This window comes from Candidatus Desulforudis audaxviator MP104C (genome assembly GCF_000018425.1).
Lineage (GTDB): Bacteria > Bacillota > Desulfotomaculia > Desulfotomaculales > Desulforudaceae > Desulforudis > Desulforudis audaxviator.
This window is the reverse complement of the sequence record NC_010424.1, coordinates 550,762-571,017: the sequence shown is the minus strand read 5'-3', so window position 1 is coordinate 571,017 and position 20,256 is coordinate 550,762. Positions and strand designations below refer to the sequence as shown.

Below are 20,256 nucleotides of genomic sequence, written 5' to 3'. Positions count from 1 at the left end.
TTGCTCACTCCCCCCGCCGGCGGGCGTGGCCGCCGGCGGCATTAAGCTCCAACAACACCGGGTCCGGGAAAAAGTTCTCCACCAGTTCGTCGTGGGTGATTATCATCGCCGCCCGGTCGGGTTCATCCGCCAACCAGTTCCTGATCAGCTCACAAAAACCGGCGGCGGAAACCCGGTCGAGCGCGGCGGTGGGCTCATCCAGCAAGAGCACCGACGGACGGGTCAGCATAACCCGCAGCACGGCCACCCGGGCCGCCTCCCCGCCGGAGAGCAGCCGGGCATCCTGTTCCAGGAGCGCCGGGGCCAGGCCCAGCATCACCATGCCCTGTTCCACCAGGGCACCGTTGTACGTAGCGCGTTTCCGCACCGCAGCCAGCTGAAACGGACGCCGGAGGTTGTCCATCACCGTACCCTCAAAGAGCGCCGGCTGCTGGGCCACATAGCAGACCGCGGTCCGCCACTCCGTGGGCGCAAAGGTAAGCCATTGGCGGCCTCCCAGCCGGACGTCGCCCCCGGTCCCCGGCTGCAGGCGGGCCAGGACGCGGAGCAGGGTGCTCTTGCCCACTCCCGAGGGACCGCGCACCAGCATCACCCCTCCCCGGTCGACCGCTCCGGAGCAACTGACGTTCCTCGCCTCGGCCCCCACGGTGAACGACAGCCCGATGAACTCGAACCAAAAAGACATCTTGCCTCTCCCCACACAAGAAAACCGGGTTGAAATCATCCATTCCTTGAATATAATCCGCGGGCCGGGAAGGCGTCAACGCCTCCCAAGAAGGGACCGGAACTCTGACTTAGAAGCCGGCAAGAAAGGAATCGTGGCCGTTGTTTCTGTTCTCCGGAGTGTTCTTCCCCCTGTCCGACCTGCACCCGGGGCTTGAGGCCGCGGCTTGGTTCAGCCCCCTGTACCACGTTGTGGCCCTGACCCGGAGCCTGGCCACCGGTGCGGTCGGCCCAGCGCTCCTGTACCACGCCCTCTGGCTGCTGGTAGTCTCCCTGGCGCTCCTGCCCTTCGCCGTCCGTCTTATGCGCCGCCTGGTGATCCGCTGAACTGGGACCGGTTTGCATCCATTGGCATATTCTTCTCCTCCTGCGGACATCCTAGATACCAAAGGAGGTGTTTCGAATGGCAGAATCAAACCGGGGCAGTCTCACCAGCTGGATCGTCATCGGCCTCGGCGTCATTGTAGCGGCCGTAGGGTGGCTCTTTGTCGCCGGAGTCTGGGGAGCTGGATTGGTTGGATTTGGGTTGGCCCACATCGTGCTCGGCATTATTGACCTCTTCAGACCGACCGTGAAAACCTGAGGCGAACCCCTTCGTTGCCGGGCCGGTCCCAGTTCGAGACCGGCCCTTTTCCTTGTACACGCCATTACAAATCTCTACCGTTTTCGAACAAGGATTATCCACTTATTTGCAGAACACTTCCTTTCACTATGAACGATCAGCCTGAAAGTGGAAAGCCCTTGGAATCGGCAGTATCAGCCGTCAACAACACAAACCGGAGAGCTGATGCGGCCTGGTTCGAGCTTGACCCGCAAATCAAGTCCATACTCGACCTCCTCTCGGAGGGACTGGTCTGCCTCGATCCGGATCTGAAAGTGCTCTGGGCCAACCGGAGTACCGCAGAGTCGGCCGGCCTGGCGCCGGAGGCGTTCGTCGGCCGTCACTGCTACGAAATCCGGCACCGCCGCAGCGAAGAATGCCCGGGTTGCCCAGTCCGCAAGGCACTCCAGAGCGGTCAGCCGCAAGAGGGCGAACTCTGCACTCCGGACGGGCAGGATTTGTTTATCCGGGCCTATCCGCTCCTGGATGAACAGGGTATCGTCCAGGGCGCCGTTGAACTTGCGGTGAACATTACGGGATGGAAGCAGACGGAGAAAGAGCTGCGGGATCAACTGGATCGGCTTGAGGTACTCCTGCAAGCGCGCAACGCCGAACTCAGCGCGGTCAATGAACAACTACAAAGGGAAATCGCCGCGCGGCGGCGGGCGGAAGAGGCGCTCCGCTCATCCGAGCAGTGGTTCCACAAGGTTTTCCGCTCGAGTCCGGACATCATGTTCATTGTTGACGACGAGGGCCGCTACTTCGACGTAAACGAAAACTGGTCGCACCTTACCGGTCAGCGGCGCGAGGAAGCCATCGGGTCCAGGGCCGTGCAACCGGTCCTGATAATCAGTCCGGCGGCGCTGGCGCGCATAGCCGGAGAAATCGCCGCAGAACGGACAGTGCACAACCTGGAGATCAACTACCGGTCGCAGACCGGTGAGCAGCACGCAGGACTGATGTCCGTGGAATTGCTGGACCTGAGTGGTGACCGGTGTTGTCTGGTTTCCTTGAGAGACATCACCGTCCGGAAACATATAGAGCATGAAATGGCCCGGCTTGACCGGTTGAATCTGATCGGGGAAATGGCGGCCGGCATTGTCCACGAGATCAGAAACCCGTTGACGGCCGTGCGCGGATTCCTGCAGATGTTCCGGGAGCGAAAGGAATGGTCCGACTATACCAAGCACCTTGACCTGATGACCGCCGAACTCGACCGGGCCGGCGCCATCGTCACCGGATTTTTGTCCCTGGCCAAAAACAGGCCGTTGAATCAGAAACCCCACAACCTCAATGCCATAATCTCGTCCCTGCTTCCGCTCATCCAGGCCGATGCCTTGACGGGGGACAAGTACGTGCAGGCCAACCTCAATGAGGTGCCGGATTTGCTGCTGGACGAGAACGAAATCCGCCAGCTCATACTGAACCTCGCCCGCAACGGGCTCGAAGCAATGTCCGCTTCCGGGAGGCTGACGCTCAACACCTTCATGGACGGCGGCGAGGTGGTCCTGGCGGTCCAGGACCAGGGTCCCGGCATCGAACCGGGACTCGTCGACAAGATCACCAGGCCCTTCGTCACCAACAAGGAACAGGGCACCGGCCTGGGACTGGCGGTCTGTGACAGTATCGCCGCCCAGCACAATGCCACGATGACTTTTGAAACCAGCCCCGCCGGAACCACCTTCTATGTACGTTTTCCGCTATCGGTAAACACCTCCCCAAAACAACGCCCCTGAAACCAGAATCCATCCTGATCCGTTTTCACAGATTTCTGCGTTCTGTAACCATTGTTCGAAACCATTATTCCCGGGCCTAAGGGCAAACCTGATCCAAATGCGCCTGCCGAGCCGTTAACCCGTCGTGTACAGTCACCCGGGGTTCTTTTTTGCTGTTATCTCGCCAGATCGTGCAATAGCTGGTCGGAGCTTTTCAAACTCGTTCTTTTGTTTACTTGCTCGCAGACGTATAATGTATCCAACGATTCGGGCACATGTCCTAAAGTTGCGCATTACGGGGCCATTTCTAGCAAGTATAAAGAAAGAGTTGGCGCATGATGGTACAAATTTTGACATTTCGGGCGGTTCCGTCCCGGGTGGGATGTTTAAGACCGGTCCTGGCGAACTTATGTGCGCGGACGAAGCAATACGCCGGATGTTGTGGAGGTGGTAGGCAAAGGCGCATACTTGGCAGTCCCCCGGCTTCACTACACTTTAGGAGACTTTTCGTTCACAGTTCGGTGAGAGGAGGTTTATAGAAGAGATGCTTGAGCCTTTTTGGGTTTGGACGACGGACCTCGCGGTCAATAAGCCCATCTCCTTCGGGCTGGTGGTTTGCGCCACCATGGCGGCACTGGGTTTGTCCTGTGCGATTCTTGCGGACCTCTTGTTTCTGCTTCTCCGTATCGACCTCGGAAAGTACACCAAGGAATACGAAGAAGGCGGCGGCCTGCACTGATCGAGAGATCATCAATTGCCCGGAATCGTTAACCCCGAGAACCTCGGGGTTTTTCTTGGCATCAAGAAACCACACCCCCTTGCGGGGGTGTTCTCAATCAGGCAGGCAGACCTTAGCGGGAACTTCCTCGTCCAAGTGCTCCAGGGCCTTCGATCCTCCTAGATCAGGGTCAGTGGCCGGGTTGCTTCGCTGTTCGCTCCAGTGGCCCAAGGGCAGCCATGACGGCCAGAGCTACCACATCAACGCCCGCAGAAAGAGCCATTAGCTCCGGGCGAGTCCGCAGACGTTACCCGCACCTGCCGCATGCGGGATTACATCTGCTGCAGGCGGCGAATGCGGTCGTCCAGGTCGGGGTGGCTGGAGAAAAGCCGGGCCAGGGCACCGCGCGGCTTCCCCCCGCTGATTTTCATGGTCTGCAACGCCGTCTGTTCGGTGTCCACCAACTCCACATTCTTCTTCAACGCGGTCAACGCCCGGATCATCTTTTCCTTGCCGGCCAGTTCGGCCCCGCCGCCGTCCGCACGGTACTCCCGGTGCCGGGAGAAGGCGAGCACGGCGATGCTGCCCAGGATCGAGAACAGGATCTGGAACACGATGATGGCCACGATATGGACGACGTGAGCGACCTCGCTCCGCACCGTGCTGGCGATGGCGTGGGCGATGATCCGGGAAAGGAACACCACGAAGGTGTTGATCACGCCCTGGACCAGGGTCATGGTGACCATATCGCCGTTGGCGATGTGCGCCACCTCGTGCGCAATGACCCCTTCCACCGCGTCCTGGTCCATCCGCCCCAACAGGCCCGTCGAAACCGCCACCAGAGCCCGGTTTCTGGTGGGCCCGGTGGCAAAAGCGTTCACCTCCGGCGACTGGTAGATCCCCACCTCCGGCATCACCTTGAGGCCGGCCCGGCGGGACATCTCGTGCACCATTTCCACCAACCGGCGCTCCTGGGCCGTGAGGTTGCCCCGCGGGTCCAGCACGTGCACCCGCATCATCTGCTTCGCCATCCACCGGGAGAGCGCCAGGGAGATCAGGGCGCCGGAGAAACCGACGACGGCGGCGAACACCAGCAGGCTGGCGTAGTTGATGCCCTGCCCTTCAACATAGCGGTTCACCCCAAGCACACTGGTGACAATGATGATCGTGGTGAGCACCAGCAAGTTGACTAAAAGGAATAACCCGATACGCTTCATCACAACACCTCCTTTCTCTGCCTTGTATTAGCTGTCATTTGTTATTATGACTCATAACCGGTGCTCCGTTCAAGTCCGGAGACCGGACTCTCCAGGCGAGAACCCCGGCCGGAATCCGCTTCACATTCAGGATCACGTGCTTATTTGGAGGTTTGCGCTTTGGGGAAAAGCACGCTGCTCCGGGATATGATACAATCTTGAATGTGCGGCAGCCACGGCGCACTATCCTGGGGTCTTAAGGAGGCGGTCCGGAAAAGATGCCTGACTCCCCCAGAGACAGCTGCATACGGTGCGGCACTTGCTGCCTGAAGGGCGGCCCGACCCTCCACCACGAGGACAAGAGGCTTCTTCTGGAGGGGCACGCGGGGTACGAGCACCTGGTGACCATCAGGAAGGGCGAACTGGTGTTTGACCCCGTTCTGGGCGTCCCCAGACCGGCCGACCAGGAACTCGTCAAGGTGCGCGGCAAGGGAAACGGGTGGGCCTGCTGCCTTTTTGACGAAAGGGGTCCCGCCTGCAGGGTTTATGAGCACCGCTTCCTGGAATGCCGTCTTTTGAAGTGTTGGAACCCCGCCGATTTGGTGGCCGTAATCGGCGTGAACACCATCGTGCGCACCGACATCATCAATCCCGGGGACCCGGTCCGGCAGGTCATTGCGGCGCACGAAGAAGAATGCCCGCCCCACAAGGTGCAGGCATTGATCGCCGGCCTCTCCCGCGGGGACGACCGGTCAAAGACCCTCGCCGCCCTCGCCGGGTTGGCCCGCAAAGACCTGGCGGTCCGTCACTACGCCCGATCCGAACTGGGGCTCAAGACCGAATACGAGTACTTCATCTTCGGCCGTCCCCTGTCGGGAATCCTGGCCTCTCACGGCATCATGGTCCACACGCTCCCCGGTGGCTGAGCCGCTCAGTCGGCCGTCCGGCCCTCAGGTCCTGAACCGCTCCGAGGTGCTCTCATCCACCAAGTAGCCATCGCTGACGATCTTCACGATCAGGCGCGTCTCAACGTTCGCCGGCGGCTTCAGGCGCAGGGTGTAGGTGCCCCGCGCGCGCGGCTCCAGGTTCAGCGGGCCGGACCACCGCTGGTCGTACACCTTGCCGCCCCCGGCGTCCAGAGCCGCGTACACCTTCGTTTCCCGGGCGGTGACGGTGCCGTAGTTGTGCACCGTGACCTTCAACTCGATGTAGCCGCTCACACTACCCCGTGAAACCCACTCGTGGGTGATCACCGCCTGGGGTACCAGCGGCAGAATCCGGGCCTCCCGGTGACGGTATTCGTCGGGAATCCGGCCGATCGACCAGCCGGCGGCCGTCGTCTCCACATAGTAATAGCGTGCACCCGCGTACTCGTAGTATACGCCGGGCAGGTTCTCGCCCTTGACCCCCACGGCCATGTGCCCGGGGTCGCCCGGCAGCATGACCAGCACCACGCCGAAGTCCATCTCCCGGAGGATAGACGCCAGCAGGATGCTCGTATCCTCGCAGTCCCCTTCCTGTTCCACTAGGGTTTCCAGCGGGTAACGGGCGTACTGGTCGAAGCCCTTGGAGATATCATCGGTTACATACTCCAGGCTCTGCACGAAGGCCACCACAAACTCGACGGTCTGTTTCGGCGAGTACCTCTCCTGGCGGGCCACCTCCAGGAACCGGGCGGCCATTGCCGCAATGAACGGATCGTCCACCGGGTCGGTGACGTACACCGAGTAGTTGTCCGTGGGCGGGCGTTTCAGGCCGGTGTAGTATTCGTATGCTTCCCGCGGCACTTGCAGCCTGTAGGTCCAGCGCTTGCCGCCGTAGTCCCAGGAGTACTCCCTGTCGATTGTGCCCGGCGTCCGCGGCGTCACGGACGGAGCCGCCTCTTCTGACGCAGCGGCCCCGGAAAAAACGGTCACCGTCCTGGTCAGCCCGTTCCAGCGGACCTCCGCCTCCAGCGACTCGCTGACGAACCGCAGGGGCACCATCACGGCGCCGTTGACGGTTCTAGGAGGCACGGCCAGCGGGACCGCCGTGCCGTTCACGAAGGCGCGGGTCGACCCGATCTGGAGCCGGATGTGGGTATCCCCTTTGCGGACGTGAACGGACTTGGTCGCGCCGTCCCAGGACACCCCGGCCCCCAAGGCCTCGAATATGTCCCGCGCGGGGACCAGCACGACCCCCTGCTCCACCACGGGCGGCACCGCGGGGTTCAGCCGGACCCCGTCCACGATCACCTTCGGCGCGGCCCCCGCCGGCAGGATCAGAACGGCAATCAGGAAACCGGCAACCAGCAGAATGGTTGCCCATCCGCGACCCTTCATCCACATCATCCCGAATTCGGTCTAGAGTCTCTATAAAAATCAATAATCAACCCGCCGTCCAAAGCCCCACGCGGTTGCCGTTCAATATGTTCCGGCTCCCCGGGAACCGGCGCTTGGTATATAATATAATGATTTATATAGTATATAAATCTACTGATGAACAGCGGGAAAACCGCCGGGGGAGAACAGTCTTTGACCGTAAGAGCCGTGCTTTTTGACCTGGACGGAACGTTGATCGACACGATTCCCTTGATCCGCTGGACCTTCGAACGGGTTTTCGCAGACTTCGGCCTGCCCTGGGAAAACGGTGAAGTGCTGCACACCGTGGGACTCCCCCTGCGGGAAATTGCCGCCCGGTATATGCCGGACCGGGCGGACGAATTCATGGAACGGTATGCAGCCTTCCAGAAGACCAGATTCAGGGAACTGACCAGAGCTTATCCGGGAGCCGTGGAAACCTTGGCAACCATCAAGTCAGCCGGCTACCGCACCGGAGTGGTCACCTCCAAACGTCGGGAACCCGCCCTGGCAAGTTTGGCCCTCACCGGACTTGACCAACACATCGAAGCGGTCGTGACCGCGGATGACGTAACCAAGCCAAAGCCCGACCCGGAACCCGTGTTCAAGGCCCTTGAACTTCTGCACACGCGGCCCCAGAACGCGGCTTACATCGGCGACAGTTGGTACGACGTCGTAGCCGGCAAACAGGCCGGCGTGACCACCGTCGGCGCGACATGGGGCATAGCGAGTCGGGAACAACTGGCCGAACACGCCCCCGACATCATCGTGGATTCCTGGGACGAGTTTCTGGCTAACCTGTAGCCGTTTACCAACCGGCGGCCCGCAGCACATCGGCCTGGTGCTTGGGGTTGACGGCGTTCGAGCTGTGGCCTTTACTGTCGTAGAAGTACAGACAGAATTACCTTCAAGGTTGTTATGATTCCTGCTGATTCAAAGTGCTGTTAAGCCCGATTCCAAGACCCAACAACCCGAACAAAAACAACAGAACACCCAAAATCCCCATCAAGCTGTAAGTGTCGAAAGCCCCGAGCATAAAGAAGGACACGACCATCATAGCAATGCCTATTCCCATGGCAACCATACTAAAACCCCCCTCCCAAGGAGCCGAACCGCAAACCCGGGCACCCCCGTCTGCGGCGGCTTTTTTAGCCAATATAAACAATCCAAGCCCTACTGTCAATACCCGCCCTTGTGGGTGTAGCCCAGCGGGGGGTAAGATCACCTCAGGCTAATCCTTTCTCGCTACTTGCCGGGTCTCGATCACAACACCGGATTGTAAATCCACCAACCGGGCCACTACGACTTCCGGCCCAAACTCCAGAACAGCGAAACTCGGCGCGTGGCCTTTCTTATCCTGGCTTTTCAGATGGCCTGGGTTGATCCAGAGCACCCCGTTCGCCGCGATGTCAATCTCCGGAATATGGGAATGTCCGTAGGCCACCACGTCCACTTCCCGCCGGGCCCCCATCGCCTCCGGGTCCGGATCTCCAGGCAAGTCATTCTGGTGCGGCTTTCGGGTATGGGAAAGGAGCACATGCCAACCGGCAAACCCTTCCACCACCCGGTTGGTTACGGTCGGGTCGCGATAGTGCTCGCAAAAGACTCCCGGCACTTGGAGCACCTTCCATGAAGAATACTCCCTTAGCACCTCCGCGTCCTCGCAGTCATCCCCCAGATGTGCAACCGCGTCCACCCGCCATTCATCCCGCAGCCGATTCGCAGCCTCCCGCAGGTTTTCCAACTCGCCGTGGGTATCGCTCACCAGTCCCAAGCGCATTAAACCACCTGCTCCCTACAGTTCATAAAGTACCTTAAGTACCTTCCCTTTTTCCAAGGCCGGTTGATACACTGTCAACCAGGCTTCCTTGTACTTCTTGATATCTTCCGGAGTAGCAACGAGAACATCTTTCGGTATTTCAAAATCCCGCAGCTCTTTTCTAATGGCTACCTGCAGATCGCGTGTCGGTATCACTTAGCCAGAAGGGCATCCTTTCTAAGTCCCGGACCAGGCTACAATCGGAGCGCCTTCTGGTCGTACTGGTGCTTCAGGGCCGTGTACTGCTTGTCGATTACCTCGGCGATGGCCTCCAGTGCCGACCGGGTTGGGGGCACGGGCTCTTCGTAAAGAAACATCAGGTAGATCGCCTTCTTCACCTGCTCGTCCTCCTCCTTGGCTCCCATTTCCTGCAGCGACTCGAAGATAATCATTCTCTGGCGGATGTTGAATGCGTACCGGGAAGCAATCACATTGGAAAGGGCGTCGTCCACCGGCAGCCCGGCAGCCCGCTGGCTGAAGTAGATTTCCAGGTAAGACCGGACGATGTCGTTGATTTTGTCGATCTTGGTCACCCGGCCGAGATTGTACAGGAACATGCTCAGGAAGACCAGGAGCAGAACTGAAGCGATGGCTGCGTCAAGCGGCTTGATGAAGCGCGAAAGAACGAGATACGCGACCAGCGTAATCATTATGCGCACGCGCCAGTTCATTCCGTAACGCACCTGCCCGGGAAGGTTCCCCACTTTCTCAGACTGGTGGGCCTGCCTGGTCACCGCTGTTGCCCTCAAGAAAATGATAGCCCGTCCGTCCCCGCCCTGGCAAGCCCATCCTGCAAAGGCCGGGACCAGGGCAAGAAGCGGAACGAAGTGGACAAGGGGCTCTGGGTACTCCTGGAAACCAACGGCCATGGCCTGGCCCCTCCATTATGATAGTGTAAAATTGGTGGGGCTTTAAGCAGGAGAGCCACCCCTCCTTCTGTGTAGATAAGAAATGTCACAATCTCAACCACCAGGAGGGAGAAAGGATGGCTCACTAGGATCAAGGATAATTACCAACAAGAATCAGCCTGGGGGTGGGGTCATAATGAATATAATGAATAGGCGCAGATTTATACAATTAGGGTTGACGGTGACTGCCACCGCAGGTTTGACGGGGTGTAAATTCTTCCTGGAGCCTGGCAAAGTGGAAGAGCTTCCCTTGGCGGATGAAAACGAAAAAGAGTCGCAAGAGCCACCCATCCCCCGGCGCAAGCTTGGTCAGACAGGCTACTATACAAGTATATTCGGTCTTGGCGGTGCCTTCATCGTAGCTCAGGGTCGCCGGAATGAGGCCGCCGCTGTCATTAACCGGGCACTCGATCTCGGTGTAAACTATATCGATACAGCCCCCACCTACGGCAACAGCGAGAGTAATATCGGCGAAGTGATGCGGTACCGGCGGAACGAAGTATATCTTGCCAGCAAAACGCTGGACCGATCCCGCGACGGGACGATGCAACTGTTTGAGCAGAGCTTGAAGAGGCTGCAAACCGATTACTTGGATCTGTATCAGCTTCACGGGGTACATTCTTATGAAGACCTGAAACAACTATTCGGCGCGCAGGGAGCCATCAAGGCCCTAGACGAGCTGAGAGAAGGCGGTGTCGTGAAATTCACCGGGATAACCAGCCATAAAAATTGTCCCGTCCTTTTGCAGGCCCTGGAAGAGTATGATTTTGACTGTGTCCTTATTGCCCTGAATGCAGGCGATGTTCATGATGATTCCTTTGCCGAAAATGTGCTCCAGGTTGCCCGACAGAAAGACATGGGCATTGTCGCCATGAAGGTGGCTGCCTATGGGCGCATTTTCCGGGAGGGGGGAGTCGCCTCCATGGAACAGGCCTTGGGGTATGCGCTGACCTACCCGGTGAGCACGGCTCTCGTAGGTGTTTCCAACCTGGAGGAGCTGGAGGAAAACGTGCGTATTGTCCGCAATTTTAAACCGTTTTCAAAAAACCGGATGAAACAGTTAGAAGAATTGACTGAGCCGTACCAGCAGGAAATAAACTTTTTCAAGCATCAGTGGTAGTAAAGCGTCAAGGCTGTTTTCCAGCCGGCCTATTCGGCACGGACGAACCGCGGCTACGCTGCCTGGTGCATTGGGCAATACCCTGGATGTCCCTGTCCTCGTTACCGCCGAGAAAATCCGGGAAGTCCAATATGACGATGGAAGCGAACTGACCACTTTCTCGGTTACCAGCATCGGTATTCTGGCAACGGGCTGTATAACTGTCGACGCGTACGATAGTTCATACTCGTGGCGCTGTATCAAGCAGGTCGCGGTCACGGAGCTTCAGGATAAGCCACTCTTCAAGGACCTCCTGCAGCACTTCGCGGCACTTCTCCAGGGTCTCTTCATTGGCCCACACGCCGGGGCAGGGCGGTATCTCCCCGTAAAACGTGCCGTCCTCAAGAATTTTGTATTTAGCCTCGCGCATTGCCGCTTCTGTAAAAGCAGTCAAAATGGGCATCATTGATTATCCCCTCCCGGCACTATTGTACCTTGAAAAAAAACCCGCTTTTCCAGCGGTTTTCTGCGGCGGGATCGTGTCAACCCACTGTAGGAATCTCGAAACCTCACCGACCTTGGAGCGGAACGAGCTACCAGACCAGCGAAAAATTTCGGCTCAGCGCTTTGAGAGCCTTGGTCAGTGGAGTCAACCTCACGGCGACGTCGAACATCAAACGGTAAAAAACAGCTCCATAACTCCTGCATATTCCCTGAGGTGCAAACTCCGCTGTAACCCTTCTCCGAGCCGCAAAATAAAAGGCCAAACCGCGGGTTATGCCGCGGTTTGGCGCGGGCGAGTAAACCTGTAAGCCGAGTTCACACGGAGAAGGTACCCAAGGGTGCCTTCTTGCTGTCTTCAAGGAATACCAAGGGGTTCCGGGTCCGCACCGCGACCCGGTCGAGGGGCAATATACGTAATTAAAGTTACGGAGGGGTGTTATGTCGCACTTACAGGAAGTTATTCGGGAGTTCCTGCGTTACCTGCGCGCGGAAAAGGACGCCTCCCCCGAAACCCTGGCCGCCTACCGCTCGGACCTCAGGCCGCTCGAGGACTTCCTCTTCCGGGAGCGGATCGCGCCGGAACTCGCCAACCTCACGACGCCGGTGCTGCGGCGCTACTTCATCTGGCTTCAGGAGGAGCGGAAGCTCAAGGCTGCCTCCCTGCGGCGGAAGATCCACTGTTTCCGCTCCTTCTTCCGCTACCTGGCGGAGCAGGAGTACATACCCGGGGACCCGATGCGGAAAATAAGGCCGCCGAAAGAACCCGACCGCGTCCCGATTTACCTGAAGGAAGAGGAGCTGAAGTGGCTGCTCACCGCCCCGGGGCACCTCGGTGGACCTTACCATTTACGGGATAAGCTCATTCTCCATCTCCTGGCCTACTGCGGCCTGAGGCGAAGCGAGCTTCTGCGCTTGGACTGGGACGATGTGGACCTCGGCGCCGGTACGCTGCGCGTGCGGGGCAAGGGGAAGCGGGAACGCCTGATCCCCCTCATCCCGGAACTGCAGCAGATCCTCTGGGAGTACCTGCAGACGCGCCTCCCCTTAGAGAATCGCGCCCTTTTCCTGGGCCGGGAGGGCGGCCGGATGAACAAGGACGCCCTGACGCGGCTCTTCAAAAGGTACGTCCGGATGGCGGGTCTCGACCCGGCGGTGATCACCCCGCACAAGCTCCGGCACTCCTTCGCCACGCTGCTGCTGGAAAAGGGGACGGACGTCTTCACCATCCAGGAGTTGATGGGCCACGCCGACTTGGCCTCGACCCGCATCTACGCCCACTGCAGCAGCAAGCGGCTGCGGGAGGCGGTGGAGCGCATCCGGCCCGGAATCCCGGCGGACTGAGCAGGCAAGTTATAAATCTGGATTTAGGCGTAATGCAACCCAGTAAAACTTGTTTTTTCAAAAACCCTTAAAGGAATTAAAACCTCTGAAAACACTTCACCCAAAAGACCCAGGTGTCTGGCTTTGCAGAATTTTATAACAATGTCTGCATCACTAACTACTTTTGGCTTAGAGAGGATCTTCATGGGCAAACCCCATCTCTTCCGGTTTCACGCCCCACAGACCCAAGATGCTTTTTAACTTTCCGTAACTTATTTTGCCTTCACTGTAATTGGCAGTCAACGCCAGGACTAATTTCTTGGGCATTTGCCCTGCTGTGGGGTTTTCTAAATCAGTAACACCAAACATTTTGGCATATCGTTGTAATAACGAAGCATTCTCTGGCGAACTTAACTTTTTCAAATTGCCGTATGCAGGAGAATTAATGATTCCATATTTCATCAAAGCGTACAACATGGCACCATAACTTACCCTAAATGTTTCCTGCAAAGCCATAACATGTCCATAGCTTATTTTGCGTTGTGGTAAAAAGCCTTGGCTGCTTCGTGAAACGTGTCCCGTTTATCTGTCAGAGCGATGAAGGCACCCGTGTCCACGAAGACCTTAGAGGGGGCGGGCGCCACCGTAGAGGTCCTCCTTGTAAGTCGTTGAGCCGGTACCCGGACCGTCGAAAATCCCGATGATCGCGGCGAGCGGATCCTCTTCGCCTTGCAGCCTCTTCTTACGGACGGTGACGAAAGCGCTTAGCCGCCGGAGCAGCTCCTTCTGCTCCCGCGGTGTGAGCTTTTTAAATTCCTCCACCAGCCGGTCAACAGACATTTTTAGTTCCTCCTTCCGTTTAAAAACCGGCGCTAGAAGTTAACCGAAATATAGTCCGCGGAAGCCGAAGGTTCAGGAACCTTCAGGCCATCTTCGCGCAGCCCCTGGATGTGGAGCGCAATCGCCTCCGCCATCCGCTGCTTGGTCTCTTCCGGTGTTGCTCCGGTAGCCACACAGCCCGGAAGATCCGGCGCATAAGCGGAGTAGTTACCGTCGGCTTTCTCGATTACTATCAGGAAGCGGTATCCGGTCAATCGCACCGCGCCCTTTTCACCTGCGGACTTCGCTTCTTATTTTACCACAAAAGAGGAGATGCGTTCTTAAAAAGGTTGTTCAAATCGTGCCGGCTTCAAGAGCCGACCTCAAGCCCTTAAATCCGGGGCAAAGAAGCAGGCTGGAGGGAGCTTGACCGGCGCACCAGAGAATAGAACCGTTTTATTTCTCCTGCTGTCGCTCGTTTTCCTCACGCTTCTTCCTCTCTTCCTCACGCTTCTTCTTTTCCTCACGCTCCTTCCTCAAACCCAAAATGTCGGCTTCGTACAGGGATTGAAATCCTCCGACGTAATACCAGGCAACAGGAGGAACAATAACAGCCACAATAACTCCCCACCACCACGGCGCCTGCATAACCCACACAGTGAAAACAGGTAAGTAGATCGTCACTATTACTAGGCCAAACAACCTGACCTTCTCCATTGACCAGCGCTTGATCGTTCCCCAAACTCCCCCCCACACAAAGGCTGCGAGCGCGGGTACCGTAATGATCCAGAAGCGCATCATTAAAACATCGTCCTCCACGTCAAGTCGACCTCCTTATTGGCAGGGGTGAACATGGGGACCGGGCCGCGCAGGCCCGGCCCCCGTTCGTTGCTTCACCTGCGGCCGGTTCGGCCGGTTGAGGATGGCAGGGCCATTAGGGCCCCCGCCCCCGACAGCGTTCTCGCCCTGATAAAACTTAAGGCCTGCCCACCAGAAGCCCTTGTGAGGCTGGTCACCGAACGCGCCGCGACCCCGAATGCAAGGCCCCCGGTGTTGACCGTGATCGAAAGGACCGCGTCGGATCTGCTTATCTCGCCCCTTCTCCATTGGACGACGGTGGTAATTGTACTTGTGCCGGCGGCACCCATCGAAGCGACACTAAGGTACCCTACAGCGACCGGAGCCACTGGCGCTGCAGCCAGGACAAAAGCCGCAGTTGCAGCCACTCCACCCACATAGCTGGCGTACCTGCCGACGCTCCCCGCCATGCCATTCCCTCGCACCGCCTCCATCTCTTCGGTGGTTAGCTGCCCGGCGGCGGCACTTGCACTGGCGGCGGGTTCAACCTCCCGGACGGCGTCGCCGCTCTCGACACCGGCTTCGTCATTCCTCCGCCTCGAAAACCTTCTTAAACTCGGATTCCGGCCAGTCAAGATGGATTCCATCCCGGCATTGTGGGCAGATGAATTCGTCGTACCAGATTTCATCCTCGGGTGTTTCGGGGCTTTTCAGAAGGTCAAGCAAAACCAGCGGCGCACCGCAACTGGGACAGCACGGATCAATGTAACACGGCCTATTGTCCGGGCGAGGTTCAGCAGCGCTTCTGGGATAGTTATTCCTGTCTGGTGCGTCAGGAGTTGTTTTCATCGGCCAGCACCACCTCGGCCTGCGCCGGCAAGAAGAATTCGGCATCCTTAAGGTTTATCTCCGCACAAGCGAGATAGCCCTTTTCCATTTCCTCGGCCAGCCTCTTGTCCGCGGAAGCGTCGTCCACCATACTCGTCCTCCTAACAGCCAGGCCGCTCCGCCGCCGAGAACCTGTCCCACCCGGGCCGACACCGTAACGGTTCCTCCGGTAGCCGATCCCCACCAGACTCCCACCGTCGCGCACGGAGCAGCCTGACATTATTTTACCGTACCCGGTACCCTATTTCCCTTAATCCCAGCCCTAAAAGCGTACCCCCCGCTCACATAAAGGAAACCTGAAACTGCGCGCAGTCCTAAGCTCCTATCCCCGGGCTTCGGCCGTATAAGGACGTACCGGCACCTGGATCATCTTCTCGCCTGGAACGCGGGCTGCTTTTTTGATCCGGTCCATCTCCAAGGCCACATCCGCATCAAAGTACTGCTCCCCGCATTGGCCGCAAACGTACGCCGGTACACCGGTGATAATCACCAACCTATCGCCCCAGCTCCTTTGAACATCGACTTTTTTGAAAGTGACTCTTCCGCCGCAAAGCTTACACTCGGTCAACTGTCACACCCTCCTTCGGGTTCTCTCATCAACCCATTTCGGTTCTTCTGGTCGGTACACGGTTATAATAACCAGCCAATCCTTCTCGTCTTTTCCGCACACCACGTGCAAAAACTCCACAGTCGGAAGTTTACACAATACCAGACAACTGGGGCCCCTCGGATCGTCGGGGTAATCCTCTAAAATTTCTCCGTCAGAGAGATGCGCAACCAAATCGGCCACATCCAGGTCTCGCTCGTCACACCGCTGTACGGCGTGGTAACTGATACGCCACCTGCCTTCCGCAACTCTTGCCCGTATATAAGCTATATCCACCTGCGAGCACCCTTTCTGCCTTTCACTATAGCAGTAAACACTGGATTATAACAAGACTCTGACCTTCAAGAGCTTTGATTGAAGGGCCGGCATCTTCATCCGGCCCTCGCCCTCACCCTGCACATCCAGTCGGCTTCGCGCACATCTTTTCTCGATACTTGCTGGAAGTTTACCGAATCCAGACGCTCGGCCAACTCCATTATCCGGACAACGAAGCGTTCGCTCCACCTGCGCCGGAGTTTCAGCGCCTCCAGCACTGCCCGGCAGTCGGAGTGTATGTCGACGCGGCAGCAACCATTGCGGCACGCCCACTCCAGCGCTTTTATCACGGCCCAAAACTCGGCTTTTATCAATGAGCAAGATCACGGTCATCAATCTCAGAGGAAATCTTTCAACCTTTCTGCATTTCGCGATAACTCTTCAAGCGTGAGTTCGATTTCGCCAAGCGATAGAACATTGGCAATCTCTACAAGCTTACGTCCATTTACCGAAGCTTTTGGTATTATCTTTAAAGTGCACTCTTATTATTATGGAGATCTTTAAACAACGGACAATTGCTTAGAGGTGATAAGCCGCTAAGATCAACTGGCCACTCTATACCAAAAGCGTCAAAAGTTATGAAGCGCACCCATATCTCCTGGAAAGGCCAACTCCCTTATTAACGCTGCTGATAAGCAGATACCCGCCAAGGATGAGACAAAAGAAATGCTACCTTCACACTGTCGCTGCTCCGATTCGTTCTCCTCTCCGGTTACACAGCCTATACAACGTGCTCCTTTCCCGATAATTTCCCGTTGTATGTGTCGGCTTACAGTGAACTGAGTCCTGTTAGTTCCTCCGTTAAGTAAAACGGCAGGTAGGCTGCGCTGAGCTTCCAACCTCGGTTTCACACAATCAGTGGCAGTGATAACAAACGGCGCTTTTAAAGGATCTCCTCGCCTGAACGTTCTTGGCTGGCATTCTATCTCCACGTCTGAATGGCTACTCCAGGACTGACGGATTACCTCGACCTTCTTTATTCGAGTTACGCCATCGTTTACTTCTTCTAAAAATCCCCGTGCGGTATTGAAAGTAATCATAGTCCATGGACGCGTACCTTAATTAAAGTTCTGACAATTCGGACATAGTATACAAACTATTAATAAACGTCAACCTTAACGCTATTAGTCAGGCCCAGATCCGCGAGTATCTGCTTAAGGTCGGCTTCGAAGCTCCGGGCGAGTTGACCCTCAACGGTTACGGAGAACTCGACGCCGATTCTTAGATCCGATCCGCTGCGAAGCTTTGGCAGGACCTTTGTCCCCAGCCGGTTCCAAATTTCCGGGGGCACGTTGCCGAAAACCCGAAAGGTCCGCTTATCCGTTACAGGCGTAGGCTCTGGCTCAGCTTCAGGCTCAGCGCTTAGACCTGGAATCGGGCCGGGCTTTTGTTCCGGGCGTTGAGGAAGTTTGGGTTCGCCGGCGGGTTCAGGGGTAGCTTTTAGCGCCCTAGCCTTTTCTTTGACTAAAAGAAATACCCCCGATTCAAAGGCGACTTCTTCCGGGGCGATCATTTCGCTAAACCAAACCCGTTCGTACGTCCCGCCCGGCTTCTGGCCCGAAGCGAGTCCAAAATCGCCCCTTGATACCCATTCCACTATCTTTGCTTTAAGGATCGTATCAGGATCAAGCAGCCTCGTGAGCGCGCCGTTAAGGAAGCTCTGCCGCAGACTGGCAAGCGGCCAGGCTCCCGACGCCTTCAGAGCAGGCGGCCAGTTCCGTTCAATGTAGCCCGCGCCAACTGACTCGTTAAGCAAAGCCTGGGACTTCAGGACCGTTATCACACGTCCGCAAAGCGTCTCTCCGCTGCTTGAATGCCCTGCGCCGAGGTCTATGGTTTTAAGCCCGTCCGGTTCTTGGTTGTCTGCAATCACCACAAAGCGGTAACCGCCCCAAACCTCATCTTTGGCAGCGTTTTCCGCCTCGGCCACCTTCGATTGAATTTCAATTCGATCAGCACGGTCGAAATCACCGCCAAGTGTTCCTTCAGCGATCTCTTTGGCCACACGCTTCCAGGCCAGCCACAGCTCAACCTTATCGCGCAAGTCGCGCCCGGGCTTCTTTATGCACCAGACCAGCGAACCCGGGTAAAGCCTGGGTGACTTCCCGCGCTGCTTGGTCCACTCCGCGATCTGTTGCCGAAGCGAACCGCTTCCCGTCCATTCAGATTCGGGATCAACGACCACCAGGGTAAGCTTCGGTGTGTCCTGTACGGCAGTTCCGTCTTCCGGAAAGGGCACAATGGGGATGCTTGTGCCCTTATCAAACTCCTTCTGAACGAGAGTCCGCATAGCGGGCTTGATTTCGGACTCTTCGTCGAGGGAGGCCCGCCGGTCGTTCACCACCTTTTTGACGGTTGGTTGGTGACTGATCTTGAAGCCGTCTGAACCCACGCGGCGGATAAAGTACGACTTGTCTTCCAGCACGAACGCGGCGTTGTCAATAGACGTGGTATCCACGTCGGGCTCCCCGAGTGCAAAGCGCAGCTCCGGCAGATGCGCCACCTTGTCCACCTGGCCGCCGGATGACTCAAACAGAATCGTAGTCCCTACACGGCGGTGGATATTCCGTAACGCCCCCCTGGTATCTGCATCGAGTGCCCGGGCATGCGAATGCGCGCCGGCGATGTCGGCGTCAATAGCGGCCACAAGGCGCGATTCCCCAAGCTGCCCGAGTACCACGCTCCGGAATTCCGGTACCTCCAGGGGCGCAGAGCCAAGCGTGATGAGCGGTTCGCGGCGCGCCTCGGTAAAGCCCGTGCGGTAGGCCCAGGATATCCACTGGGCAAGCATGGCCAATGTCCCGCGGGTCTGTTGGTACTGCGAGAGGGCCTGCCACTTGCGCTGGAATACGGACAGCGTGGCCGGATGGAACGGGTAGCAAATCTCAAAACGGCTGCGCAGGTACTCCCTGGCCCTCGCCTCTGTAGCGGCACTGTCTACGGCCGTCCACTCGGGCGGCAACTGCGCCCGGCGCTCGAAGCACCAGTCTGCATAAACCTTGGATATCTTTTTACGAACGCGTTCGCTGCCGATCTCCTCAAAGAGCCGCCGCCGTACGACCTCGCTGATCTCCGTCTCATCGTTGGCGATGAGGTCCTTGGCAACGCGGCGCACCACCTTGGTGATCCTATCCTGCCACTGCATGTCCCATTCGGTCATCTCAACCTGGCTGCGCGGCAAGCTGATAACCGCAGCGCACCGGACAGTGCCGGTCGCGGCTACGGTCAGGTTCTGGATGAAGGAGTGAAACTGCTCGGCCATGCCCCGGTGGCGGCTGAGAAAGTTCAAAACCTCGTCAAAAAGGAGGAGCACCGGCCTACCCGCAGCCTTGAATACACGGCTGAGTGCTTCCGTTCCCGGGGGTGTGGTCAAAGCCGCCGTGCCGAGCTCCTGGACGCCCTTGTCCTCGGCCAGTTGCCGGGCAATGTCGATCCACGGAGTCTCGCGGCCTTCCTGCGGGTCCCATGCGTTGCCGACAAACACCGCAACCCTGGCCTCGGGTACAGCCCTGATGCCCGCCTCCTTAATCAGGCCGGCTACGCCCGGAAAGCTGGATGCCTTTGCCCCGCTCGTGACGAGGTGATAAAGCGCCGTGAGCGTGTGGGTCTTCCCGCCGCCGAACTGCGTAATCAGGGTCATGACCGGTGCGGTGTTCGCTGTCTCGCCGGAAAGGCGCCTGAGTACCATTCCGGCATGCTCGCGCAGGGCTCGGGTGAAGCACGTCCGTTTAAAAAACTGTTCCGGCTCCCGATAATCCTCCGGCGCAGTCTTGGCAATCACCTGTTCTAAGTGTATCGCGAACTCGTCCGGGTTGAACGACCGGCCCTCGCGGACCTCCTTTCGCGGCGTAGCGACCTTGTACCAGGGTTCCATCGGTTCGCCCCCT

At 57.8% G+C, this 20,256-nt stretch carries 26 protein-coding genes; 8 read left to right on the top strand and 18 right to left on the bottom strand.

Annotated features, from left to right (window positions below):
* Window positions 1–4 precede the first annotated feature (4 nt).
* Window positions 5–685: an ABC transporter ATP-binding protein gene (locus DAUD_RS02705; protein WP_012301663.1), complete on the bottom strand. Its 681-nt coding sequence runs from the start codon at window positions 683–685 to the stop codon at window positions 5–7.
* A gap of 140 nt (window positions 686–825) precedes the next feature.
* Between DAUD_RS02705 and DAUD_RS02700 the strand changes: the two genes are divergently transcribed.
* From DAUD_RS02700 to DAUD_RS02685, 4 genes are all read left to right on the top strand, one after another.
* Entirely contained in the window at window positions 826–1,050 is a 225-nt protein-coding gene (locus DAUD_RS02700) for an ABC transporter permease (RefSeq protein WP_041570754.1), read from the top strand.
* A 76-nt stretch (window positions 1,051–1,126) separates the two neighbouring features.
* A complete protein-coding gene (locus tag DAUD_RS02695; RefSeq protein ID WP_012301662.1) occupies window positions 1,127–1,306 on the top strand; it encodes a hypothetical protein in 180 nt (59 codons plus the stop codon).
* 158 nt (window positions 1,307–1,464) lie between these two features.
* Window positions 1,465–3,060: a PAS domain-containing protein gene (locus DAUD_RS02690; RefSeq protein ID WP_049752538.1), complete on the top strand. Its 1,596-nt coding sequence runs from the start codon at window positions 1,465–1,467 to the stop codon at window positions 3,058–3,060.
* Between the two features lie 523 nt (window positions 3,061–3,583).
* Window positions 3,584–3,778: a hypothetical protein gene (locus tag DAUD_RS02685; RefSeq protein ID WP_041570753.1), complete on the top strand. Its 195-nt coding sequence runs from the start codon at window positions 3,584–3,586 to the stop codon at window positions 3,776–3,778.
* A 311-nt stretch (window positions 3,779–4,089) separates the two neighbouring features.
* On the opposite strand, the gene htpX is transcribed toward DAUD_RS02685, so the two are convergent.
* On the bottom strand, window positions 4,090–4,974 hold the full coding sequence (gene htpX, locus DAUD_RS02680) for a protease HtpX (RefSeq protein WP_012301659.1): 885 nt from the start codon (window positions 4,972–4,974) through the stop codon (window positions 4,090–4,092).
* Window positions 4,975–5,231: 257 nt separating this feature from the next.
* Here htpX and DAUD_RS02675 point away from each other — a divergent pair, with 257 nt between their 5' ends.
* The gene (locus DAUD_RS02675; RefSeq protein WP_012301658.1) at window positions 5,232–5,879 is read left to right on the top strand and encodes a YkgJ family cysteine cluster protein; all 648 of its coding nucleotides are present in this window, start codon (window positions 5,232–5,234) and stop codon (window positions 5,877–5,879) included.
* Between the two features lie 24 nt (window positions 5,880–5,903).
* Here the strand turns inward: DAUD_RS02675 and DAUD_RS11435 are convergent, their stop codons facing one another.
* A complete protein-coding gene (locus DAUD_RS11435; protein ID WP_012301657.1) occupies window positions 5,904–7,274 on the bottom strand; it encodes a stalk domain-containing protein in 1,371 nt (456 codons plus the stop codon).
* 192 nt (window positions 7,275–7,466) lie between these two features.
* Here DAUD_RS11435 and DAUD_RS02665 point away from each other — a divergent pair, with 192 nt between their 5' ends.
* Complete coding sequence (locus DAUD_RS02665; protein WP_012301656.1) at window positions 7,467–8,096, top strand: HAD family hydrolase; 630 nt, start codon at window positions 7,467–7,469, stop codon at window positions 8,094–8,096.
* Between the two features lie 112 nt (window positions 8,097–8,208).
* Here the strand turns inward: DAUD_RS02665 and DAUD_RS12295 are convergent, their stop codons facing one another.
* From DAUD_RS12295 to DAUD_RS02650, 4 genes are all read right to left on the bottom strand, one after another.
* Complete coding sequence (locus tag DAUD_RS12295; protein ID WP_166485078.1) at window positions 8,209–8,376, bottom strand: hypothetical protein; 168 nt, start codon at window positions 8,374–8,376, stop codon at window positions 8,209–8,211.
* Window positions 8,377–8,523: 147 nt separating this feature from the next.
* The gene (locus tag DAUD_RS02660; RefSeq protein WP_012301655.1) at window positions 8,524–9,072 is read right to left on the bottom strand and encodes a metallophosphoesterase family protein; all 549 of its coding nucleotides are present in this window, start codon (window positions 9,070–9,072) and stop codon (window positions 8,524–8,526) included.
* A gap of 15 nt (window positions 9,073–9,087) precedes the next feature.
* Window positions 9,088–9,267 (bottom strand): hypothetical protein, encoded by a 180-nt coding sequence (locus DAUD_RS02655; RefSeq protein ID WP_041570751.1) that lies wholly within the window; start codon window positions 9,265–9,267, stop codon window positions 9,088–9,090.
* Window positions 9,268–9,305: 38 nt separating this feature from the next.
* The gene (locus tag DAUD_RS02650) at window positions 9,306–9,980 is read right to left on the bottom strand and encodes a hypothetical protein (RefSeq protein WP_012301654.1); all 675 of its coding nucleotides are present in this window, start codon (window positions 9,978–9,980) and stop codon (window positions 9,306–9,308) included.
* A gap of 175 nt (window positions 9,981–10,155) precedes the next feature.
* Between DAUD_RS02650 and DAUD_RS02645 the strand changes: the two genes are divergently transcribed.
* On the top strand, window positions 10,156–11,139 hold the full coding sequence (locus DAUD_RS02645; RefSeq protein WP_200858723.1) for an aldo/keto reductase: 984 nt from the start codon (window positions 10,156–10,158) through the stop codon (window positions 11,137–11,139).
* Between the two features lie 220 nt (window positions 11,140–11,359).
* Here the strand turns inward: DAUD_RS02645 and DAUD_RS02640 are convergent, their stop codons facing one another.
* Window positions 11,360–11,584 (bottom strand): type II toxin-antitoxin system HicB family antitoxin, encoded by a 225-nt coding sequence (locus tag DAUD_RS02640; RefSeq protein WP_012301652.1) that lies wholly within the window; start codon window positions 11,582–11,584, stop codon window positions 11,360–11,362.
* Between the two features lie 476 nt (window positions 11,585–12,060).
* Here DAUD_RS02640 and DAUD_RS02635 point away from each other — a divergent pair, with 476 nt between their 5' ends.
* Window positions 12,061–12,963, top strand: a complete 903-nt coding sequence (locus DAUD_RS02635) for a tyrosine-type recombinase/integrase (RefSeq protein ID WP_012301651.1) — start codon at window positions 12,061–12,063, stop codon at window positions 12,961–12,963.
* Window positions 12,964–13,131: 168 nt separating this feature from the next.
* On the opposite strand, the gene DAUD_RS12290 is transcribed toward DAUD_RS02635, so the two are convergent.
* The 10 genes from DAUD_RS12290 to DAUD_RS02605 all read right to left on the bottom strand — a co-directional run bounded on the left by DAUD_RS12290 (window position 13,132) and on the right by DAUD_RS02605 (window position 20,243).
* Window positions 13,132–13,458 (bottom strand): hypothetical protein, encoded by a 327-nt coding sequence (locus DAUD_RS12290; protein ID WP_166485077.1) that lies wholly within the window; start codon window positions 13,456–13,458, stop codon window positions 13,132–13,134.
* Between the two features lie 108 nt (window positions 13,459–13,566).
* Complete coding sequence (locus DAUD_RS02630) at window positions 13,567–13,782, bottom strand: hypothetical protein (RefSeq protein ID WP_041570750.1); 216 nt, start codon at window positions 13,780–13,782, stop codon at window positions 13,567–13,569.
* A gap of 32 nt (window positions 13,783–13,814) precedes the next feature.
* Entirely contained in the window at window positions 13,815–14,042 is a 228-nt protein-coding gene (locus DAUD_RS02625) for a type II toxin-antitoxin system HicB family antitoxin (RefSeq protein WP_012301650.1), read from the bottom strand.
* Between the two features lie 175 nt (window positions 14,043–14,217).
* Window positions 14,218–14,580: a hypothetical protein gene (locus DAUD_RS02620; RefSeq protein WP_012301649.1), complete on the bottom strand. Its 363-nt coding sequence runs from the start codon at window positions 14,578–14,580 to the stop codon at window positions 14,218–14,220.
* A 564-nt stretch (window positions 14,581–15,144) separates the two neighbouring features.
* Window positions 15,145–15,285 carry a hypothetical protein gene (locus tag DAUD_RS12285; protein WP_166485076.1) on the bottom strand — a complete coding sequence of 47 codons (141 nt, stop codon included), beginning with the start codon at window positions 15,283–15,285 and terminating at the stop codon, window positions 15,145–15,147.
* A gap of 106 nt (window positions 15,286–15,391) precedes the next feature.
* Window positions 15,392–15,538 (bottom strand): hypothetical protein, encoded by a 147-nt coding sequence (locus DAUD_RS12280; protein ID WP_166485039.1) that lies wholly within the window; start codon window positions 15,536–15,538, stop codon window positions 15,392–15,394.
* A gap of 231 nt (window positions 15,539–15,769) precedes the next feature.
* A complete protein-coding gene (locus tag DAUD_RS02610; protein ID WP_012301646.1) occupies window positions 15,770–16,015 on the bottom strand; it encodes a type II toxin-antitoxin system MqsA family antitoxin in 246 nt (81 codons plus the stop codon).
* A 3-nt stretch (window positions 16,016–16,018) separates the two neighbouring features.
* On the bottom strand, window positions 16,019–16,330 hold the full coding sequence (locus tag DAUD_RS13055; protein ID WP_012301645.1) for a DUF4258 domain-containing protein: 312 nt from the start codon (window positions 16,328–16,330) through the stop codon (window positions 16,019–16,021).
* A gap of 95 nt (window positions 16,331–16,425) precedes the next feature.
* The gene (locus tag DAUD_RS11900; RefSeq protein WP_012301644.1) at window positions 16,426–16,683 is read right to left on the bottom strand and encodes a reverse transcriptase-like protein; all 258 of its coding nucleotides are present in this window, start codon (window positions 16,681–16,683) and stop codon (window positions 16,426–16,428) included.
* Between the two features lie 785 nt (window positions 16,684–17,468).
* Window positions 17,469–20,243, bottom strand: a complete 2,775-nt coding sequence (locus tag DAUD_RS02605) for a DUF499 domain-containing protein (protein WP_012301643.1) — start codon at window positions 20,241–20,243, stop codon at window positions 17,469–17,471.
* Window positions 20,244–20,256 lie beyond the last annotated feature (13 nt).